13 protein-coding genes are annotated in these 18,324 nt (G+C 48.3%); 1 reads left to right on the top strand and 12 read right to left on the bottom strand.

Features of this window, described 5'->3' with window-relative positions:
• Positions 1–355: 355 nt before the first annotated feature.
• The 5 genes from ACNI29_RS12095 to fsa all read right to left on the bottom strand — a co-directional run bounded on the left by ACNI29_RS12095 (position 356) and on the right by fsa (position 6,870).
• A complete protein-coding gene (locus ACNI29_RS12095) occupies positions 356–2,026 on the bottom strand; it encodes a flagellar hook protein FlgE (RefSeq protein WP_419778623.1) in 1,671 nt (556 codons plus the stop codon).
• 73 nt (positions 2,027–2,099) lie between these two features.
• The gene (locus ACNI29_RS12090; protein WP_419778622.1) at positions 2,100–2,819 is read right to left on the bottom strand and encodes a flagellar hook assembly protein FlgD; all 720 of its coding nucleotides are present in this window, start codon (positions 2,817–2,819) and stop codon (positions 2,100–2,102) included.
• Between the two features lie 42 nt (positions 2,820–2,861).
• Positions 2,862–4,571, bottom strand: a complete 1,710-nt coding sequence (locus ACNI29_RS12085) for a flagellar hook-length control protein FliK (protein ID WP_419778621.1) — start codon at positions 4,569–4,571, stop codon at positions 2,862–2,864.
• Between the two features lie 135 nt (positions 4,572–4,706).
• Complete coding sequence (locus ACNI29_RS12080; RefSeq protein WP_419778620.1) at positions 4,707–6,119, bottom strand: glycosyltransferase family 9 protein; 1,413 nt, start codon at positions 6,117–6,119, stop codon at positions 4,707–4,709.
• Between the two features lie 106 nt (positions 6,120–6,225).
• Positions 6,226–6,870, bottom strand: a complete 645-nt coding sequence (gene fsa / locus ACNI29_RS12075) for a fructose-6-phosphate aldolase (RefSeq protein WP_419778619.1) — start codon at positions 6,868–6,870, stop codon at positions 6,226–6,228.
• Positions 6,871–7,270: 400 nt separating this feature from the next.
• Between fsa and trpB the strand changes: the two genes are divergently transcribed.
• Positions 7,271–8,482 (top strand): tryptophan synthase subunit beta, encoded by a 1,212-nt coding sequence (gene trpB / locus ACNI29_RS12070; protein WP_419778618.1) that lies wholly within the window; start codon positions 7,271–7,273, stop codon positions 8,480–8,482.
• Positions 8,483–8,713: 231 nt separating this feature from the next.
• On the opposite strand, the gene ACNI29_RS12065 is transcribed toward trpB, so the two are convergent.
• The 7 genes from ACNI29_RS12065 to ACNI29_RS12035 all read right to left on the bottom strand — a co-directional run bounded on the left by ACNI29_RS12065 (position 8,714) and on the right by ACNI29_RS12035 (position 18,314).
• Positions 8,714–9,472: a YkgJ family cysteine cluster protein gene (locus ACNI29_RS12065; RefSeq protein ID WP_419778617.1), complete on the bottom strand. Its 759-nt coding sequence runs from the start codon at positions 9,470–9,472 to the stop codon at positions 8,714–8,716.
• Positions 9,456–10,400, bottom strand: a complete 945-nt coding sequence (locus ACNI29_RS12060; protein WP_419778616.1) for a bile acid:sodium symporter family protein — start codon at positions 10,398–10,400, stop codon at positions 9,456–9,458. The genes ACNI29_RS12065 and ACNI29_RS12060 overlap by 17 nt, the downstream gene beginning before the upstream one ends.
• A gap of 762 nt (positions 10,401–11,162) precedes the next feature.
• Complete coding sequence (locus ACNI29_RS12055) at positions 11,163–11,477, bottom strand: Hpt domain-containing protein (RefSeq protein ID WP_419778615.1); 315 nt, start codon at positions 11,475–11,477, stop codon at positions 11,163–11,165.
• A 5-nt stretch (positions 11,478–11,482) separates the two neighbouring features.
• Positions 11,483–13,738 carry a response regulator gene (locus ACNI29_RS12050; protein WP_419778614.1) on the bottom strand — a complete coding sequence of 752 codons (2,256 nt, stop codon included), beginning with the start codon at positions 13,736–13,738 and terminating at the stop codon, positions 11,483–11,485.
• 134 nt (positions 13,739–13,872) lie between these two features.
• Positions 13,873–14,793 carry a BMP family ABC transporter substrate-binding protein gene (locus tag ACNI29_RS12045; protein ID WP_419778613.1) on the bottom strand — a complete coding sequence of 307 codons (921 nt, stop codon included), beginning with the start codon at positions 14,791–14,793 and terminating at the stop codon, positions 13,873–13,875.
• A 105-nt stretch (positions 14,794–14,898) separates the two neighbouring features.
• Complete coding sequence (hydF, locus tag ACNI29_RS12040) at positions 14,899–16,410, bottom strand: [FeFe] hydrogenase H-cluster maturation GTPase HydF (protein ID WP_419778612.1); 1,512 nt, start codon at positions 16,408–16,410, stop codon at positions 14,899–14,901.
• A gap of 209 nt (positions 16,411–16,619) precedes the next feature.
• Positions 16,620–18,314 (bottom strand): glutamine--tRNA ligase/YqeY domain fusion protein, encoded by a 1,695-nt coding sequence (locus ACNI29_RS12035; RefSeq protein WP_419778611.1) that lies wholly within the window; start codon positions 18,312–18,314, stop codon positions 16,620–16,622.
• Between the last annotated feature and the right edge of the window lie 10 nt (positions 18,315–18,324).

Raw genomic sequence — 18,324 nt, 5'->3', positions numbered from 1 at the left:
TTTTCCCGCTCTTCCGTCCATATTTCTCCCTAACCGGAAAACCTGTCCTACCACCGACCAACATACTGGTTTAACAGCATTTTACTAAAACAAACCTAGCCATAGGCATAAATTTCCGACGGTAAAGCCTTAGGAGAAAGTCAAAAATATATTCAGACGCGGAAAAAGATTTAACCCGGAAAAAAGAGTTCTTAAGATATATGGAAATAAAAAAGGTAGCCCCGCATTCGAAACGGCATATTCGAATGCGGGGCTACCGGGTACCTGTGCAGTCGGGGGAGTCAATCCCGTCTGCGGAGGTTGTAGAAGGAGTTTTCCTATATATTCAGCATCAATTCAGGATACTTCATTCACTTTAGCGCTTGAGCTGGATAAGTTCGCCCATCATGGTGTCAGTGGTGGTGATAACCTTCGAGTTAGCCTGAAAACCGCGCTGGGTGGTAATCATGTTCACAAACTCGACTGCGAGGTCAACGTTTGACATCTCAAGGGAGTTGGAAGCGATGGAGCCTTTACCGCTGCTGTTCGGCAGACCGGTCAATGCATCCCCGGATTCCCTTGTTTCGGTGAAGAGGTTACCGCCTTCCCTCCGGAGTCCCCAATCATTGTTGAATGAGGCAAGAGTCAGGACATAGAGTTCCTGAATCTGTCCGTTGGAATAACGCCCGGTCAGGACACCGTCCCTGCTCACGGAAGTACTCTGCAGGAAACCTGCGGTGTAACCATCCTGAGACTGGAACAAAGTGGTTGAACCGGAGCTGTAACTGGTAGTTGAAAGAGCACTCTTTTCCGCATCACCGAAGTTGGGGATGGTGCTGACATCAGTAATATTAGAACCAAGCAGGCTGGCGTTGGAGGCTGTTGCGCTTCCCCAACCCTTGGTTGATCCGGTTCCAGACAAATCGGAATTGTTAAGTCCGAAGTTCATCTCGATAGTAACCGGCAGATTGGTTGCGTTGGTATAACTTGCGTTAGACCTTGAGAGAAAGTTCGCGGTCATTACCGGCAAACCATCCTGCGAGAATTCAGCCAGAGTCCACATATCTGCATCCTTGGATGTGGTCGGATCCACGGCAGCACCGGGTCCTGCGGATGCGTTACTCTTAAGAGTGTAAGCAGATACTCCGGTCAAATCACCGGCTGCGTTGAAAGTCATGGTTCCGGTCATAAGCAGACCGGCTGCAGCGTTGCTCGCAAATGTATCTGTTCCGTTAGGGAAGATACGTCCGTCTTCCTCGGGGCTGCAGGTTACGATAAATTCCCAAACCTTTTTACCACCGGCGTTACTAAGGGTAACCTGATCAAAATAAGTAGTAACATTATGTGCGGAGCCGTTGGCGTCATAGACTTTAATAGTGGACTGGTAACCGTACAGGGAATCACCGATAGGCGGTTCTGCGGTTCCGTCCCATGAATTGAAAAGAGCAAGATAAGGATCTGTTGCGTTTTCTGCGCGGCTTGCTTCCTGGGAATCAAGGTTGGTAACCATGTTAATAGTCGTGGTTTCCTTGGGAGCGGACTGGAAGTTTTCCAGTCTGATATCGGTGGGGACACCGACAGTACGAACCGAATTACTGGTATTCACACTTGCTCCGGTAGCAACCTGAGAGCTACTTTCGTCCTGCACTTGCCAACCCTGCAACACGTAGCCGTGGGGGTCGGTGAGGTAACCGTCTTTGTCGAAGCGGAAGTTACCGGCACGAGTGTAATAAGAAGTGTCTTCATCCTTGGGAGAGACAATGAAAAATCCGTCACCACCAATTGCGAGGTCAGTGGATTCAGAGGTAGTTTCAAAAGACCCCTGAGCGTAGTCGGCATAAATTGCCCCTACCTGAACACCGCGACCGACCTGAGCGGTTCCTGTGGCGGTGGACATATCCTGACTGATTGCATCTTCAAAGTGCATCTTTGCGCTTTTGAAGCCTACGGTGTTTACGTTTGCGATGTTGTTACCAAGCACGGACATCTTGTCGCCATGTGCCTGCAAACCAGTGATACCTGAGAATAATGATGCTGATAAACCCATTAGAACCTCCTAAAGTCCTGTTGACTCGCGATTGTTCCCTACCTCTTTAAGCAAGATCTTGCCGTAGACCTTATTAGCTTGCAGAAGATTCGTCGTTTGACTCGGTTACTACCGTCGGACTTACTACTTCCTTGATGTTGAGGAAGTTGATGTAGCGACCGTCTTTAAGGTGCAGATACTGCTGACCACCTTCGGAAACCACTCCGCTGACTTCGCCACTGACTTCCGTCTTAACCATTACCGGACTTCCATTAGCGTCTTCCGCCGCCATCGCGATGGTGTAGACACCGTCCGAAGCATTCTTGCCTGCCCAGTTCTTTCCGTCCCATTCGAACTCATAGGTCCCTTTAGCCTTCGAGCCGAGCTGAACTGTGCGTACAAGGTTCTGGTCCTGATCATAAATGTTGATGAACGCGTTAGCGACAGGTTCGCCAAGACCGTAAAAGACCTTACTGATTTCTCCGTTGTCACGACTGATGTTATAACCCTCAGCTTTGACTTCTTTGCCGATGAAGCCTACTGCGGAAACCATCTGCTCCTGAGTGCCGTTGTCGATCATTGTCTTGATATTGCTGTTCACCTGAGTGAGCTGTTCAAGACTGGAGAACTGTGCCATCTGCGCCATGTACTCTTTATCTTCCATGGGGTTGGCCGGGTCCTGATTCTGCATCTGGGTAAGGAGAAGCTTCAGGAAGTCATCCTGACCAAGCTGGCTTTTGTGCTCAGGCTTGTTGCTGGCTGCCATATCGGCTTCCGCCCTTCCGAGTATGTTACTGAACCCTACGTATCCCATGACTACACCTCTTTAATTTTGCTAAGCGGGCCTAAATTTTTGTTAAGCCACTATGTAAAGCCCGCTCTGGGAAATTTGTGCCTTGTGGTTTACACTCTGCATTTCCTGGGCCAAAGAGGTTCCTTCCTGTCTTAAAGTCTGCCAGCGCCTGCGCATTTCCGACATCATTTCCTGATATTGCGCCGAATTATGATCTTCAGCATTTTTCCATGAAGAATCAGTCTGACCATCAGAAATACCGGTCTGAACTTCAAGTTTTTCCACTTTAAGGCCCTGTTCTTCCAGAGCCTGCTTCACAACTTCAAGCTGCTCGGCAATAACTTTCGCTGTTTCGGGATTTTCGGCCCTGATTGTGGCCTGCACATCCTTGTTCTTAACCTGCAACATTACGTTAACAGTGCCCATATCATGTGGATTAAGCTGCAATGTCAGCTGCTTGCGTCCCTGACCGAGATTCTTGAAGATTCCTTCCTGAACCTGCTCAAGGATATTGGACCGGGCAGTTTTTTCCCACATGACATCAGCCTTGCCGGCCTGTGCGGACTTCACTGCACCCTGCAGAGTACCAATGCCGTTACCGAAAATATTTCCGGTAAGGTTGCCTTCGCCCTTCACGAAAGACTCATCAGTAAGCTTGCCGAAAAACTGATCCCAACCGTCCACGTCATCGGAATCGGAAAGGAGCTGCTCAAGCCAATGGCGATTGGAATTCTTGTCCTCGCTCTGCCCTGCCTGCTGCTTACCGGGGTTTGAATCACCCTTCATGTCTGCGCCGTTCTTCTGGGCAGAATTTTCCGCGACTTTCTGGCCGTCCTGCTTAGTGCTTTCACCTATCTCCTTGGTCACACCCATGGAATCGCTGATAACCTCGGCAGAAGCCATACGCACAACGCTGGGAGACTGGTCGGAAGCTTTGTCCATCGCTGAACGCAGGGAATCGCTTACGCTCTTAACCAGCTTGATATCCTTGGCGTCCTGAGCGGACTGCTGCTGGGCCAAAGCTGTCTTGAGAACAGAAAAACCTTTCTTAAAATCGGCAACGGTTGCGCCGTCTGAGGTAAGAAGCTGCGAAAGTTTTTTGCCAGTGCCTCCGCCCAGCTTGAACAGGTCAGTGAGGGTCTTGGTTTCATCTTCAGAAAGCTGGAGCTTTTCAGAGTCAGACATTGTTGCAAGCTTGGCCTGCATCTTCTCAACCACATCACCAAGGTTGCCCTTGCGGATAGAGGCCAGCAGCTGCTTGGATTCATCAGGATTAAATCCCAGCTGAGAAAAAATAGAATTGAGGTTCTGCTCCTGAATGGGACTTAAATTAATCCCCTTCATGCCCTTCATCATACCAGAAAGCTCGGACACAAGCTGTCCGTAGGTAATGCCGTTTTCGCTCATTACCTTTTCTTCAAGCTCGGCAATATCCTTCTTATCAAGGCCGTACTCTTCGAGCTCTTCCTTGATTTCATTCCAGTCTTCACGGCTGACGGTGACGTCCTGAGGCTGTTCTTCAACAGACTGTATCGCCACGTTTTCCGCAGCTTCATCAATATAATCAGACGCTCTCTCAGACTCTTCATACAAGGGTCTGGAGTCACTGATTAAATCCTGAGCCTGCTGGTACGAGGATTCAACCTCGGACTGGCTGGAATAAAGGAAATTATCAAACATTGATGAACGAAAAGAACTTTCAGACAGAGAAGTTCTGTCCAAAAGGTTGCTCAAATCCTGATTACTTTGTTCGAGATGTGGAAGTATTTTCATTTTCTGACTCCTCGACATACTTATATTCACGAGGCGTGCCAAAAACGAAATTAAATTATTTCAGTATATTAGATAAAGAATTTTGTTTAAAAAAGTGGAACATTCTTCCGCTTTAGGAAAAAAAGTTCACCCGAATCAGCTCTGGCTGACCACCGAAGCCAGCTTTTCATAATGGGAAAGGACTTGGATCCATGAGTGACGGCTGTAGTCATTGTTCTGTAAGAAAAGATGTATGAATCCGGTAAACTGTCTCAAAATCAAGGGACATGAATTCCAGAAAGAATCATCAAGGGGAGTACTGCGGGCAAGCCCTCGGCTGAATTCTTTTCCAAGACGGGGAAGATGGGCTGCCATTCTGGAAGCAAGGACCGGATTCTGTTCGGAAAATTCCCGCCAGACGACCATTGCTTGCTCCATATTCCATAGGCCGAAAAGTGCCCCAAAAAATTTCTGCCAAAAACGGCCCAGTAAATCACCGGCCTGTGAGCGGCTGCCGCTAATCTGCTCCAAAGAATACAAGCCATTATCCTTACGGGCAGAAAGAGACATGCGCAATCCCGGCATATTCATCTTGGATAATCCAGCCCGATCTTCAATAATTATACGCTTCGCGGCTACGGCAATACGGGAAGGAGTAAAAGGGTCATGGCAGTAAAGTTTATCCCGGGTGCAGGACCAGCAGCCCAAAGCACAACTCATGGTTGATCGGAGCACGTAATGATCATTCTGGTAAGGACCGGTTTCCCAAGGATTTACATTGCCCATGGAAAGGTTAAGTACCTTCATGCCGGACCATGCGGCGAGATGCATGGGACCTGTGTCCGGGGTAATGAATAGCTGCAAAGACTGTCCGACGGCAATCAGTTCGGCAAGATTCAGTTTACCGCACATATCCAGCACCGGACCTTTGAACAGACGGGCCACTTCCTGCCCCAGACCCTGCTCCATAGGCCCGCCGAACAACACCGGGCGCAGACCTCGCTTTAAAAGCTCGGCGCACAAATCCGCCCAGAAACGGACAGAAGGCCGCTTGGCCTCCTCACTGGCTCCAAGAAAAAGCCCGATTCGGTTGGAATCTTTATGTAATGTCCGGGGCTGTGGCCAAGATGTAGCCGCAAGACTGCTTACAGGAATGCAATCCAAAGCATTTAAATCAGCCCAGTGAAAAAGGTTGTGGCGGTTATTCTCAACCACGCTGGCCCGGTAAAGCTGCCAGTCGCCATAAATATGAGTAGCACCGTTTTTCAAAACCACAGGTCCGAGCTTGGCCTCAGCATCAAGCTCTCCGGCCAGATTAGCCGCTTCGTCACGGATACTTAAATTGATGATCAGCTCATACTTGTTCTGGCGCAAAACGCTCACGCCTTCCCAAGGGAAATAATAAACTCGGGGACTTACATTCATAAGCGGGCGAAAAAACTTCTCTTCAGCCACCACCCAGATAGGATGACCGGGATAAGTTCTCTCCAGCCAGAGGACAAGTGGAAAGGAGAGGATCAAATCCCCCATACGCTGCATCTGAAGAATTAGTATCGGACGTTTGGACATACACGCAGTTTACAGGAATATTTTATAAAATTCCAATATTCAGAGGAGCAAAAAAAGGCCCTTCACAAGAAGAGCCGCAGTCAAATTCGAGTACAGCTATGCAAAATTACTTGGTCAGCTTTTCCCAGTCCGCATTAAATGACGCCAGCCCCTTATCGGTCAGGGGGTGCGCTGCCAGCTGGCTGATCACACTGTAAGGAATGGTCGCCACATCCGCACCGATGAGGGCAGAATCCAGCACATGCATTGGGTGGCGGATGGAAGCCACCAGCACCTTGGTGGGAAATTCATAATTATCAAAAATAGTACGGATCTGGCTGATCAACTCCATGCCGTCATGGGCAATTCCATCCAACCGTCCTACGAACGGGCTGACATAAGTAGCCCCGGCCTTGGCTGCCAGCAGGGCCTGCAAGGGGGAAAAAACAAGCGTAACATTGGTTTTCATACCCTTGCGGTACAAACTCTTGGTAGCCACCAGCCCCTCGTTGGTCATGGGAACCTTGATGACAACGTTATCGCCGAAACCGGCAAGGTCTTCGGCCTCGCGTACCATTTCTTCGGCGGTTTCCCCGACAACTTCAAGGCTGACCGGCCCATCAACCTCGGCACAGATGGCCTCGGCCTGCTTGCGCCAATCGCCCCCTTCCCTTGAGAGAAGGGTCGGGTTTGTGGTTACACCGTCCATCAGTCCCTGAGCCTTGGCCTTCCTGATCTCATCAAGATTAGCAGTGTCCAGAAAGAACTCCATACACACCTCATTTAAAGTCTGATATTTTAGTTATTTATCAAGCACAACCAGCCTTAAATTCAATAGATATTGTTAAGAACATACCTCATTTTCCATTTGACTAAAAGTACTATATTTAAAAATAACCGAGACTTAACTAAAACATACATTCAAAAAAACCAATAAAACCGATTTTGTTGACAACTTTGCAGGAGCGGGGTAAACACTTCTCCATCATGAACGTTTCTTACTCCAACTTTACACTTTATTTTTGGTGGTGGCGCAGATAATGCGTCGCGGTTGGTTACGTTCAAAATACAGGTAACAAATAACAAAATTATAGAACCGCGACAGTGAAAACTGGTCGCGGTTTTTTTATGCCTGCACAGCACTGTCGTAGAAAAAATTCAGGAGAGAAAAAATGACTGACAACGCAACTATCAATGCAGACGGCTTTTTTGGTGAATACGGTGGACAGTTTGTTCCCGAACAGGTTCTTCCTGTCCTGAATGAGCTGGCTGACAACTATGAAAAATATCGCAACGACCCTGAGTTTCTGGAAGAGTTCCAGTACTATCTTGCGAAATATTCCGGCCGCCCTACTCCCCTCTACCTCTGCTCCAATCTCACTGAAGAGCTTGACGGTGCTAAAATCTATCTCAAACGTGAAGACCTCAACCACCTCGGCGCACACAAAGTAAACAACACCATCGGCCAGATCCTGCTCGCAAAACGCATGGGCAAGAAAAAAATCATAGCCGAAACCGGTGCAGGACAGCACGGCGTTGCAACCGCAGCAACCTGCGCGCTCATGGGCATGAAATGCACCATCGTCATGGGTGAAGTTGACATGGAACGCCAGAAGCTGAACGTTTTCCGCATGCGCATGATGGGTGCAGACGTAGTAGCCGCAAAATCTGGCCAAAAAACCCTTAAAGAAGCTGTTGACGAAGCTTTGGCTGCATGGATCGGTGACGCTGAAAATACTTTTTACCTGCTAGGCTCTGCCGTTGGTCCCCACCCCTACCCGGGCATGGTCCGCGACTTCCAGTCCGTGATCGGCCGAGAAGCCAAACAGCAGTGCCTTGAAGACGAAGGACGCCTTCCAGATTACTGCATCGCCTGTGTCGGCGGCGGTTCCAACGCTATCGGTATGTTCGCTGATTTCATTGAAGATGAATCCGTTAAACTCATCGGTGTAGAACCTTCCGGACGTAGCCTTGAGCCAGGTGAACACGCGGCAACCCTTTGCCTCGGCGAACCCGGCGTAATGCACGGCTTCAACTCCTACATGCTGAAAGACGAAAAAGGCGAACCTGCTCCGGTTTACTCCATCTCCGCAGGTCTTGACTACCCCAGCGTAGGCCCCGAGCATTCCCATCTCAAGGACCTCGGACGCGCACAGTACGAGCACGCTTCCGACAAAGAAGCAGTAGATGCTTTCTTCAAACTTTCCCAAACTGAAGGAATCATCCCCGCGCTAGAATCTTCCCACGCGCTGGCACATGCCCTCAAGCTTGCTCCCCAGCTCGATAAAGATAAAATCATCATCGTCAACCTCTCCGGTCGCGGTGACAAAGACGTTGCCCAGATCGAAGAAATGATCGCCAAAGGCGAAATCGAACTGCCTTAAAAGGCATGCCTCCCGGCGGCGCTGCCGCGAGCCCCTTCGGGGAGCCTCCCGGCGGCCTTAAACCCTTTTGCAAAAGGGTTTAAGAATCCCAAAAACTTTTGTTAAGCTTCGCAGATAGCTTACAAAATATTTGTCGAAATAAAACCCCGCCGTATCTCAGAGATACGGCGGGGTTATTTTTGAAAAACAATATAACAGAGCTAAATGCGTAAGCTAATTAAAACGCCGCAGCTACATCTGCCCGTTTAATTTTTCTCCGGCCAGCCACTTGCCGTAGGTTCCTTCGAAATCGGTCAGAATCTGGGCCATGAGCGGCATGAATGAACAAATATTTCCATCTATGCCGAATCCTGCCAGATATGCGGCCTGTCCGGCATAGATCAGATCTTTCTGGACCATCACCAATGCATTCTGCGGCACGCTGATCTTGTTTTTTGAATCAAAGCTTTTGCGGCACGCCTCAACGTCAGTGGAAATCCAATTCCTCGCCAGCACCGGGCGCACGTCATAGACCGAACATTTGTCGTCTTTTAAAAACGGACAGATTTGAAAATAATTTTTCGCAAATTCTTCTATGGTTGTAGATTCAAGTCCCACACCGATTTCAACGCACTGTTCTGCCAATGCGGTAAATTCTTCAGTACTGCGGGTCGCAGCCAGATGCAGGGCGATATGGAATCCTTCCTGTGGGGTCACCGTGATATGCGAAGAACAGCAGTAAGAACATCCTGCTTTGCAGGCTATTTTGAAAGAAGGATCGAGCGATTGAACCTGTCCGAGAATTGCGTTGTAGTTCGCCTCGAATAACGCGATTCCCTTTTGGGCAAGCAGTGAAGGGAAAAGTTCCTGATCCGGTGAAATATTGGCAGAATCTGCGCATACGGCCATGCTCATATCCCGCAAAAGTTTCTGCAACTCCGGGTGTTGCTCGAACAAGGGGTAAACATTTTCCAGAATCGAATCGATAATTTCGTCAAGATTTTCCTTCATGCTCTCCTCCTGAAGAACCTGCACGGTTACGGTTGGCTAAAAATATCCCCGAAATATTATGCCAGAGACTGAACAACGCCCCGGGCAACGCGCTTGCTATGCCAAAATATTTTGTCGCCAAAGCAACACCCAGCCCTGAATTCTGCATACCGACCTCAATAGCCATGGTCAGGCTGTCGCGATGGCTGAATCCGGCCAGACGCCCGGCCCCGTATCCGGCTCCCAGTCCACCGAGATTATGCAGGGCAACAGCGATAAAGACAAGCAGCGGAAAAGAAGCCAGCATATCGCGGTTCAAACCGATGATGCAGGCAATGAGCATGGAAATGACCAGAATAGAGACGGATGGGAAAACATGCAGCAGCGGGTTAAGCCTCTGCTTGAGTAATCTGCGCAGGACAAGACCATCCACCAACGGAAAAATTACAATCCAGAATACGGATTTGACCATGGGCAGGAAGGGAATTTCAATCTGCTGGTTAAGAAGAAGGTAAATAATCAGCGGGGTCAATATCGGAGCAAGGCAAGTGGAAATCAGGGTCATGGTTACCGAAAGCGCAACGTTAGCCTTGGCAAGATGTGCGATGACATTTGAGGCAGTGCCTCCCGGACAGGCTCCTACCACGACCATGCCGATCAAGGCTTCCTGCGGCAGACCGAATATGCTGGCAATCCCCACCGCCAGAACGGGCATAACAGTATACTGCAGTAGCACTCCCAGCCCCACAGCTTTATAATTCCTGATCGCCGCGGCAAAATCGCTGAACTCCAGAGTCAAGCCCATGCCGAACATGATAATGCCCAGACTCAAGGCAATGTGGGCTTTCATCCATGTAAAAAGAACGGGGTGTACAAAGGCGGCAACACTCAACACAATTGCCAGTAAAAGGAAGTGCCGCTCTATAAAGCGGCAGACGGAACTTATCATTTCCACTCCTGCATAAGCTATTTGCAAATCTTCAGTTGCTTTAGAGTATAATGCCCAACCGTGCAAGCAGCACGAGTCCCGCTTGAACATGATTCAATTTTTTGCATATAATAAGATCTACACCCTAAGCTTTATTCAGAACCATGAATTTTAACCGAGCCGCACAAATTCATTTTTTGCACAGAGAGCAGCCAAAATGCATTACCTCTCTGCTGCCCTACACAAAAAATTTCGGTAACACGTGCATGTCCTACTCGCCCCTGCAGCCGGGATTGAATCCTGCTATTTTAGAATCCTGCGGATACATCTCGTGGCTGGAGATAAATCCTGCACATGGGTAAGCATGCGGTGGCTCTTTCAGAACCGGTCGCCGCTCCGGATTCCCAGCTAAAACTCATCAAAGTACTCGAAAAAGCACAGCGGAAAACTGGCCCTTGTTCAGATCGGACCGCAACTGTCTGAAACCCTTTTTAATAAAGGATATGCTGTTTACCAGATCGGCGTGGAAACGGAACTGAATATCCAGAGCTACAGTTAGGACGGTAAAAACAAAGCCTCCCTGCGAAGCTGGCGGAATAAAGCCTTGAAGTCCGGGGGAAAAGTATATCCATTGAAGGGTAGCTCAAGGCACAAATCAAAATTATTCGGGAGAAAAGAACAAATATACGTGGCAAGCAACGCGGGCTGGTTCAAGACGATGATATCCGCAGCAATTGCCTGCGGTCTGGAAGTGTAGACGTAGTGCAGGTGAGTGATTCTTGTCTAGCTCACTTGAATTTTCAATTCATCAAGATAAAAGCGATATTTTTTAACCAAAGGGTACAAAGCATCCTGCATGCCCAGCTTGGAGACATCCTGAATCGCCATGCCAAGCCGGCAAAGTGGATCAAGGCAGAAGTTGGCAGCAGCACCTTTAAGGCTATGTCCCAGACGGGCCACCTCTGTCAGATCACCTGCATCAAGGCTGGTTTCCATCTGCTTCAGTTCATCGAACTGGTGCAATACAAAATGCGGAATCAATTCTTCAAGTTCCTCATTAATGACAAACAATTCCTGTCCTGAATTTTCTTCAGACACTATTTTTACTCCAGAATAATAATTTCGTCAGGGAGACCGGAATCGACGGCAACTGCCGAGATAGTGGATCGAATGGTATCCCATTTTACAGGCTTGGAAATAAATCCGTCACACCCTACCCGGGCAGACTCCAGCCTGTTTGAACTGTATGCTCGCGCAGCAAGGGCAACAATTACCGATTTTGCGCGACCATTTTCGTCTTCGAGTTCACGTATTCTTTGAACAGCGGAAAGACCATCAAGAACCGGAAGCTCAATATCCATAAAAACAAGATCATAACTGTTGTCAGCGAAAAGCTGTACAGCCTGCAAGCCGTCAGCAGCTATGCTTATATCAGCCCCGGTATCAAGGATGAAAAGTTCCAGAATCTTGCGATGATCTTCATTATCCTCAACCAAAAGAATGTTCATCCCTTTCCCGGAATGATATCTTTCCTTGCCTGAATCTTCCAGCGAAGTAAGACAACGGATCAGGTCCGCATCAAAAACAGGCTTGATTAGAGTGTAATCAGCACCAGCCATGCGGGCACTCTGCCTGTCCTCCTCTGTGCAGCCGGCAGAAAACATCATCGCCACCCGCCCGGGGAGCAAGTTTTTCTGCTGTGCTTTTGCGAGGAAGTCAACCCCCTGCATACCGGGCATATCGCTGTCTACCAAAAGCAGGTCATATGTTTTGCCATGCTCTTGGGATACCTCAAGGTAACCGAGCCCCTCATTCCCGTCCGCAGCCATCACCGCATCTATCCCGAATGAATGCATTCTCCGGGCTAACACCTCACGCACGGTATGGTTATCATCCACCATGAGAACACGTGTACCGGAAAAATCTGCAACACTGCGCACCGGTTCATAAACCGATTTTTTAAAAGGAATGGAAAAATAAAAAATACTTCCTTTTCCGCTTTCGCTCTCAAAACGGATATCTCCATCCATAAGTGCTGCCAGCCTTGAAGCCGCGGCAAGGCCGAGACCTACACCGCCGTATTCACGGGAAGCTGATCCGTCATCCTGCACAAAGCGGTCAAAGACGCTTTCCTTAAGACCTTCAGGAATACCAATGCCGGTATCCCGGACAGCATAAAGCAGCCGCTCATACTCATCACCGGACTCTTCAACACTCAAGCGCACATCAACCTCACCACTGGAGGTGAATTTTACCGCATTGGAAACTATATTAAGCAAAATCTGGCGAACCCGGACAGGATCACCGACTACCTGCGCGGGAATATCCGCATCGACATCGCAAATAACTTCAATATCCCGGGCATGGGCGGAGTGAGCCACGCTCTTGCAAACACTCTGTACATCACGCGCAGGATCAAAAGGAACAGGAACAAGCTCAATCTGACCGGACTCAATCTGCACAAAATCAAGTATGTCGTTAATTATTTTCAATAACAATTCCCCTGACCCGCGAAAAATTTCCACGTACCCCATCTGCTCCGGGTCAAGGTCAGTTTCCAACAGCAGATCCCCCATACCGAGGATTGCGTTCATGGGAGTCCTGATTTCATGACTGATCATCGCCAGAAACTGACTCTTAAATCTGCTGGCTGTTTCCGCCTTGTCTTTTGATTTTTCCAATTCACGGACAGTAAAAGACAACTCATCCAAAGCCGCACTCAAATCTCTTTCAGTCTTACGGCGAATATCAACTTCATCCGTAAGCTTGCGGTTCATTGCATTTAAACCTTCAGTGCGGTCCTCAACTCTCTGGTCCAAATCAGCCTGCATGAGGCTCAATTTTTCTGAAAAATGCTCTAGGGATTCAGCCAGACTGCCGATTTCGTCATCCCGACCTGTTCCTTCGAAAACAACAGCTTCGCCATTTTCTGCCAGCTTAGCTTGCCCTGCGAGTCTGGCCAGAGGAGAAAAAAGAGTTCTGCCGACAAAAAAACGCACGCACAATCCGCTTAGCAATGCAACTCCAAGCAGCAACGGCATAATGTGGGTCAAAAAATTTCCGGAACTCCCCGCTAAAAATTCATCAAGAATTCCAATACGGACAAATCCCAGATATTCACCATCTTTCAAGATGCGCCGCTCAATCTGGAGAACCCTGTTTCCATCTTTGTTAGCGGATTTTTCAAATTCACTGATCAGCACCCCGGACTGATTAAAAACGGCGCAGGAGACAATCCCTTTATTGTCGCATACAATTTCAACTATTTCATCAAGCCTGAAGTCCTGATAATTCAAAATAGCTTCGCTGCTTGAAAACGCAACCAAAGCCGCAACGCTATCCCCTTTTGACTCAATCAAGCTGTGTATGTCCGCCCTGTACATATCACTGAATAAATAGCCCAAAGGCAATAGGACGGCAGCCAAAATACAGACTAGCCCCACAGTTATTTTATGCCTGATTCTGAAAAAGTTCCCCATTAAAATATTCCTATTTACTCCACTGAAGAGTTCAACTTAACCTTTCCCGAGACAAGCTTTAATTTCAGTTCATCAAGTTTTTTCAGAACACCGGGCAAAATCAGGTGCCGGCTATATTTCATGTCGCTAAGCCCAACTCCATTGTTGGACAAATGATAAGACTTGCATCCGGAAACATAGTTCCCGTCCAAAACAGCAAGTCCTTCTTCATAAACAGCAATGTCCATTCTTTTTACCATACTGGTCAGGACTGAGCCTTTGGCCATATGATCCTGATCCGAATCCACTCCAACAACCAGATTCCCGGTACTATGGGCAGCCTGAATAACCCCGTTACCGGACAGACCTGCAACAGCGTAAATAATATCCACACCACCGGAATACATACCAACAGCTATGGAATTAGCGAGCTCTGGGTCTTCAAAACCTTTTGAAGAAACATCGGTGCGAACATATTTTTCTACAATTTCAACGTCCCTTCCGGAATACTCCACACCTTGGCGGAAACCGGCCAGAAACTCTTTGACCACCGGCATTTGATTGGCCCCGAGAAAGCCAACTTTTCCGGTTTTGGTCTGCCAGGCGCAAAGAGCGCCTACAAGACATGAACCCATACCATGGGCGTAGTCAATGGAAATGATATTAGGATAACCATCAATCTTTGCGTCATTGAGAATAAATGTAGTATCCGTATGGTCCAGAGCAAACTCTCCAAAGCGGTTGCCGACGGGGACACCGTTAACCACAATAACCCTGACTTCTTCGTCCAGCAGCGATTCAATCGCCTTCACTGTCGCGTCCAGCGAGAATCCACCTTTGCGGGGCAGCACTTTGATCTGCCGTTCTTTCTGCAATTTGCGTAACCCGACAACAACCATTTCATTAAAAGAATTGTCGTTTATGGTCTCACCCGAATGCACAAAACCTATTTTCACTTCCTGTGCATTACAAACAGCTGATGCATAAATTAAACTTAGAAGCAAAAAAAACGTAATTTTGCGAACCAGCCCCATTTCAATCATCCCATTCACCCCTGCCGGCTATGCTTCGTTATTTTCATCCTGGTCCAGTAAACCGCCTAAATCAGCACCTAAAACCCGGCCTGGCCATTTGTAAAAACAATACCCGTGCTCTTCCACAAACTTCCGTATCTTCTGCTGGCCTCCACGGGCAAAAGGAAGTGACGCAAAACCGATATGCTTTTTAGTCACTTCAATATCACCGAAAAGATACATAAGATTGAAGGGAACTGCTTTTTCGGGATGTATTTCAGCAGGAACCACCAGATGCATGGCCTGAGAATTACTGCCCCTGTATACATTAATCTTACCGGTCAGCTCTTTGCGCTCTTCTGCAACATCCTTGAAAAATGGCTCAATCAAACGTTGTAGAGTTCCATCAACCTTGGCTACAGCAAGGCCATAGTTGGTGATGGGAACATCCTGACGGTCGCAATCCCTGATCCGGCGGAGCATATCCGCCCTTTCCTGCATGCAGGCTCCACAGTGAACAACCAGCTTATATTCAGAAAGATCTATGGGCAGGCCGCACCCGGTCTTGGATTCAAAAATAATTTTCCGGTCCGTATATCCTGCAATCCTTGCAGGAATCATTTCATTACCCAGATCTTCCGCCTTTGGATGATGGGGGCAGGCTTCAACAATTAAGACCTTGTCCCCATCCTGCAATTTATCAATGGCATTCGCACCCTGAACCAGCTGCTCCAGATTTCCCTTATGTCTGGCAAAAAGGATGGGAAATGTTGTCAGGGAAACATCACGGGGAATGATATCCATGACTTTTTTAATCGGCTCGGAATCGGCAACAACAAGTGCCGGGCGCCGCTTGTGACCGGAAATAGTCTGGTAGAGTTCTCCCTCTTTGACGATAACCGCGATTCCGCCAGCATCCAGAATTTCACGTATAACTTGTGATTTAGGAAGTCCCAGACGTCCTTTGGGAGAAACAGGGTCCTCGGAAACAACGCAAACAACGAAGTCCCCACGCCCCATGAGATCCCGTGCCAGAACCGGGTCGAGCATATTCTCTTCCGGGGCAAGGGCCGTAATTGATTTCTTAAGCCGTTCAATCCCCCTGCCGTCTTCAGTGGAAGTCGCAACAAAGCGAATTCCGCGGGAACCGCAAAATTCCATATCCGCAAGGCTGGGACGTCTGATATCGGCTTTATTGAAAACCATGACGCAGGGTATGCCCCGGTCAAGAAGCAAAGAAGTAAGTTCCCGCTCTTCATCAAGAATGCCGGACTCATCGGTAACGACTACTGCGACATCAACACTGTACAGACCTTCTTTAATAGCTCTGGCCCGGTCATCACCGGGAATATGGGCGTCAGTGTCGTAAATGGTAACCGGGCCCAACGGATGAATCTCCGCCCGGGTCAAGGGATACATTTCATCTTCACTGGCGACAGGGCTTACTTCATCAAGATTCTCAATTCCGGAAAGAGCACGGATAATTGAAGATTTACCAACATTACTCCTCCCGGCTATGGCTATGGCGAGTTTGGAACCGTTTCCAATTTCAGTACTCATCCTGCTACCTCCGGTTCATATCTGTATATATTCAAAACAGCTTCAACTAGATCAGGTATTATCAACAATTCAAGAGATATCACTTTAAGCAAAATCTTTCATCCCCACAACCAAACCTAAATTTACAGGTCGGACTCCATTCAAATAAAATGCGGGACCCCCTAAAGGACCCCGCATCAATAATGACCTACACCCGCAAGGGTACAATATTACTTTTTCTGGTTCTTGGCAATTTTCTTCCATGAGTCACGCAGGGTGACGGTACGGTTGAAAACCGGCTTTTCAGGAGTGTAATCAGAATCAGCGCAAAAATAACCGATTCTTTCGAACTGACAACGGTAGCCGGGTTCCACATTGGCAAGTGAGCGTTCCACGTAACATTTGGGGCGAACTTCAAGGGAATCGGGACTGATGTGATCTTTGAAGTCGGAACCGTCTTTGTTGTCCATGGGATTCTCTTTGGTGAAGAGATGGTTATAGAGACGGACCTCAGCTTCAACTGCATGATCAACGGAAACCCAGTGAATTGTGCCTTTAACCTTACGGCCATCCTTGGACCAGCCGCCGCGGGTCTCAGGATCATAGGTACAGCGCAGTTCTACAACTTCACCGTTCTCGTCTTTGATCACGTCGGTACAGGTCACATAGTATGCTGCTCGCAGACGGACTTCGCGTCCCACGGAAAGCCTGAAGAATTTCTTCGGCGCATCTTCCATGAAGTCATCACGCTCAATGTAGAGAGTCTTGGAAAAAGGAACCATACGGCTTCCGGCAGACTCATCTTCAGGATTATTCTGGCATTCGAATTCCTCAACCTGACCTTCGGGGTAATTATCGATGACCAGTTTGATGGGATTGATAACACCCATTACCCTATTGGAATGTGCGTTGAGATCTTCACGCACGGAAAACTCAAGCAGTGCGAAATCAACCATGTTGGCAGCCTTGGCAACACCGATGCGTTCGCAGAAATTGCGGATGGAAGCCGGGGAATAACCACGTCTGCGCATACCGGAAATTGTAGGCATGCGCGGATCATCCCAGCCGTTCACGTAGCCTTCTTCCACCAGCTGGATAAGACGGCGTTTACTCATCACAGTGTAACTCAGGTTGAGTCTTGCGAACTCAATCTGCTGCGGACGATAAACACCGAGGGTTTCAAGAGTCCAGTCGTAAAGCGCACGGTTGTTTTCAAATTCAAGAGTACAAATGGAGTGGGTGATTTTTTCCAGTGAATCGGAAATACAGTGGGTAAAATCATACATAGGGTAGATGCACCACTTATCACCTGTACGATGGTGATGGGCCTTTCTGATCCTGTAGAGAGTCGGGTCACGCAGGATAACATTGGGCGCGGCCATATCGATCTTGGCACGAAGCACATGCTCTCCGTCTGCAAACTCGCCGTTTTTCATGCGTTCGAAAAGCTCAAGATTCTCTTCCACTGGTCGGTCACGGTAAGGACTGTTTTTACCTGGTTCCTTAAGGGAACCGCGATATTCACGAATCTCTTCAGCGCTGAGGCTGTCTACATAGGCCCTACCGTCTTTGATGAGTTGCACGGCAAAAGCGTAGAGCTGATCAAAATAATCAGAGGAGTAGTGCAGCCTGTCTTCCCAATCAAAACCAAGCCAGCGGACATCCTTCTCAATGGATTCCACGTACTCGGTATCTTCTTTTACCGGGTTGGTGTCGTCAAAACGCAGGTTGCAGGTTCCTTTGTAATCCTTGGCAAGCCCGAAGTTAAGGCAGATGGATTTTGCATGGCCGATATGCAGGTAGCCATTCGGTTCCGGGGGGAAACGGGTTGCCACCCTTCCTTCATATTTGCCGGTTTCATTATCTTTATCAATAATCGCGGTAATAAAATTCTTACCTACATTGGACTCGGTATTGTCTGACATATATCTGTAT

It is taken from the genome of Maridesulfovibrio spiralis (SeqCode) (assembly GCF_048571135.1).
Lineage (GTDB): Bacteria > Desulfobacterota > Desulfovibrionia > Desulfovibrionales > Desulfovibrionaceae > Maridesulfovibrio > Maridesulfovibrio spiralis.
Note: the sequence above shows the minus strand (reverse complement) of the source record. Positions and strands in the feature narration are given on the sequence as shown.

Bases quoted from the DNA above. Each gene is read 5' to 3' on its own strand.
- ACNI29_RS12090 (WP_419778622.1), bottom strand. From the start codon at position 2,819: ATGGGATACGTAGGGTTCAGTAACATACTCGGAAGGGCGGAAGCCGAT.
- ACNI29_RS12060 (WP_419778616.1), bottom strand. From the start codon at position 10,400: ATGATAAGTTCCGTCTGCCGCTTTATAGAGCGGCACTTCCTTTTACTG.
- trpB (WP_419778618.1), top strand. From the start codon at position 7,271: ATGACTGACAACGCAACTATCAATGCAGACGGCTTTTTTGGTGAATAC.
- ACNI29_RS12035 (WP_419778611.1), bottom strand. From the start codon at position 18,314: ATGTCAGACAATACCGAGTCCAATGTAGGTAAGAATTTTATTACCGCG.
- ACNI29_RS12085 (WP_419778621.1), bottom strand. From the start codon at position 4,571: ATGAAAATACTTCCACATCTCGAACAAAGTAATCAGGATTTGAGCAAC.
- hydF (WP_419778612.1), bottom strand. From the start codon at position 16,410: ATGAGTACTGAAATTGGAAACGGTTCCAAACTCGCCATAGCCATAGCC.
- ACNI29_RS12095 (WP_419778623.1), bottom strand. From the start codon at position 2,026: ATGGGTTTATCAGCATCATTATTCTCAGGTATCACTGGTTTGCAGGCA.
- ACNI29_RS12065 (WP_419778617.1), bottom strand. From the start codon at position 9,472: ATGAAGGAAAATCTTGACGAAATTATCGATTCGATTCTGGAAAATGTT.
- fsa (WP_419778619.1), bottom strand. From the start codon at position 6,870: ATGGAGTTCTTTCTGGACACTGCTAATCTTGATGAGATCAGGAAGGCC.
- ACNI29_RS12080 (WP_419778620.1), bottom strand. From the start codon at position 6,119: ATGTCCAAACGTCCGATACTAATTCTTCAGATGCAGCGTATGGGGGAT.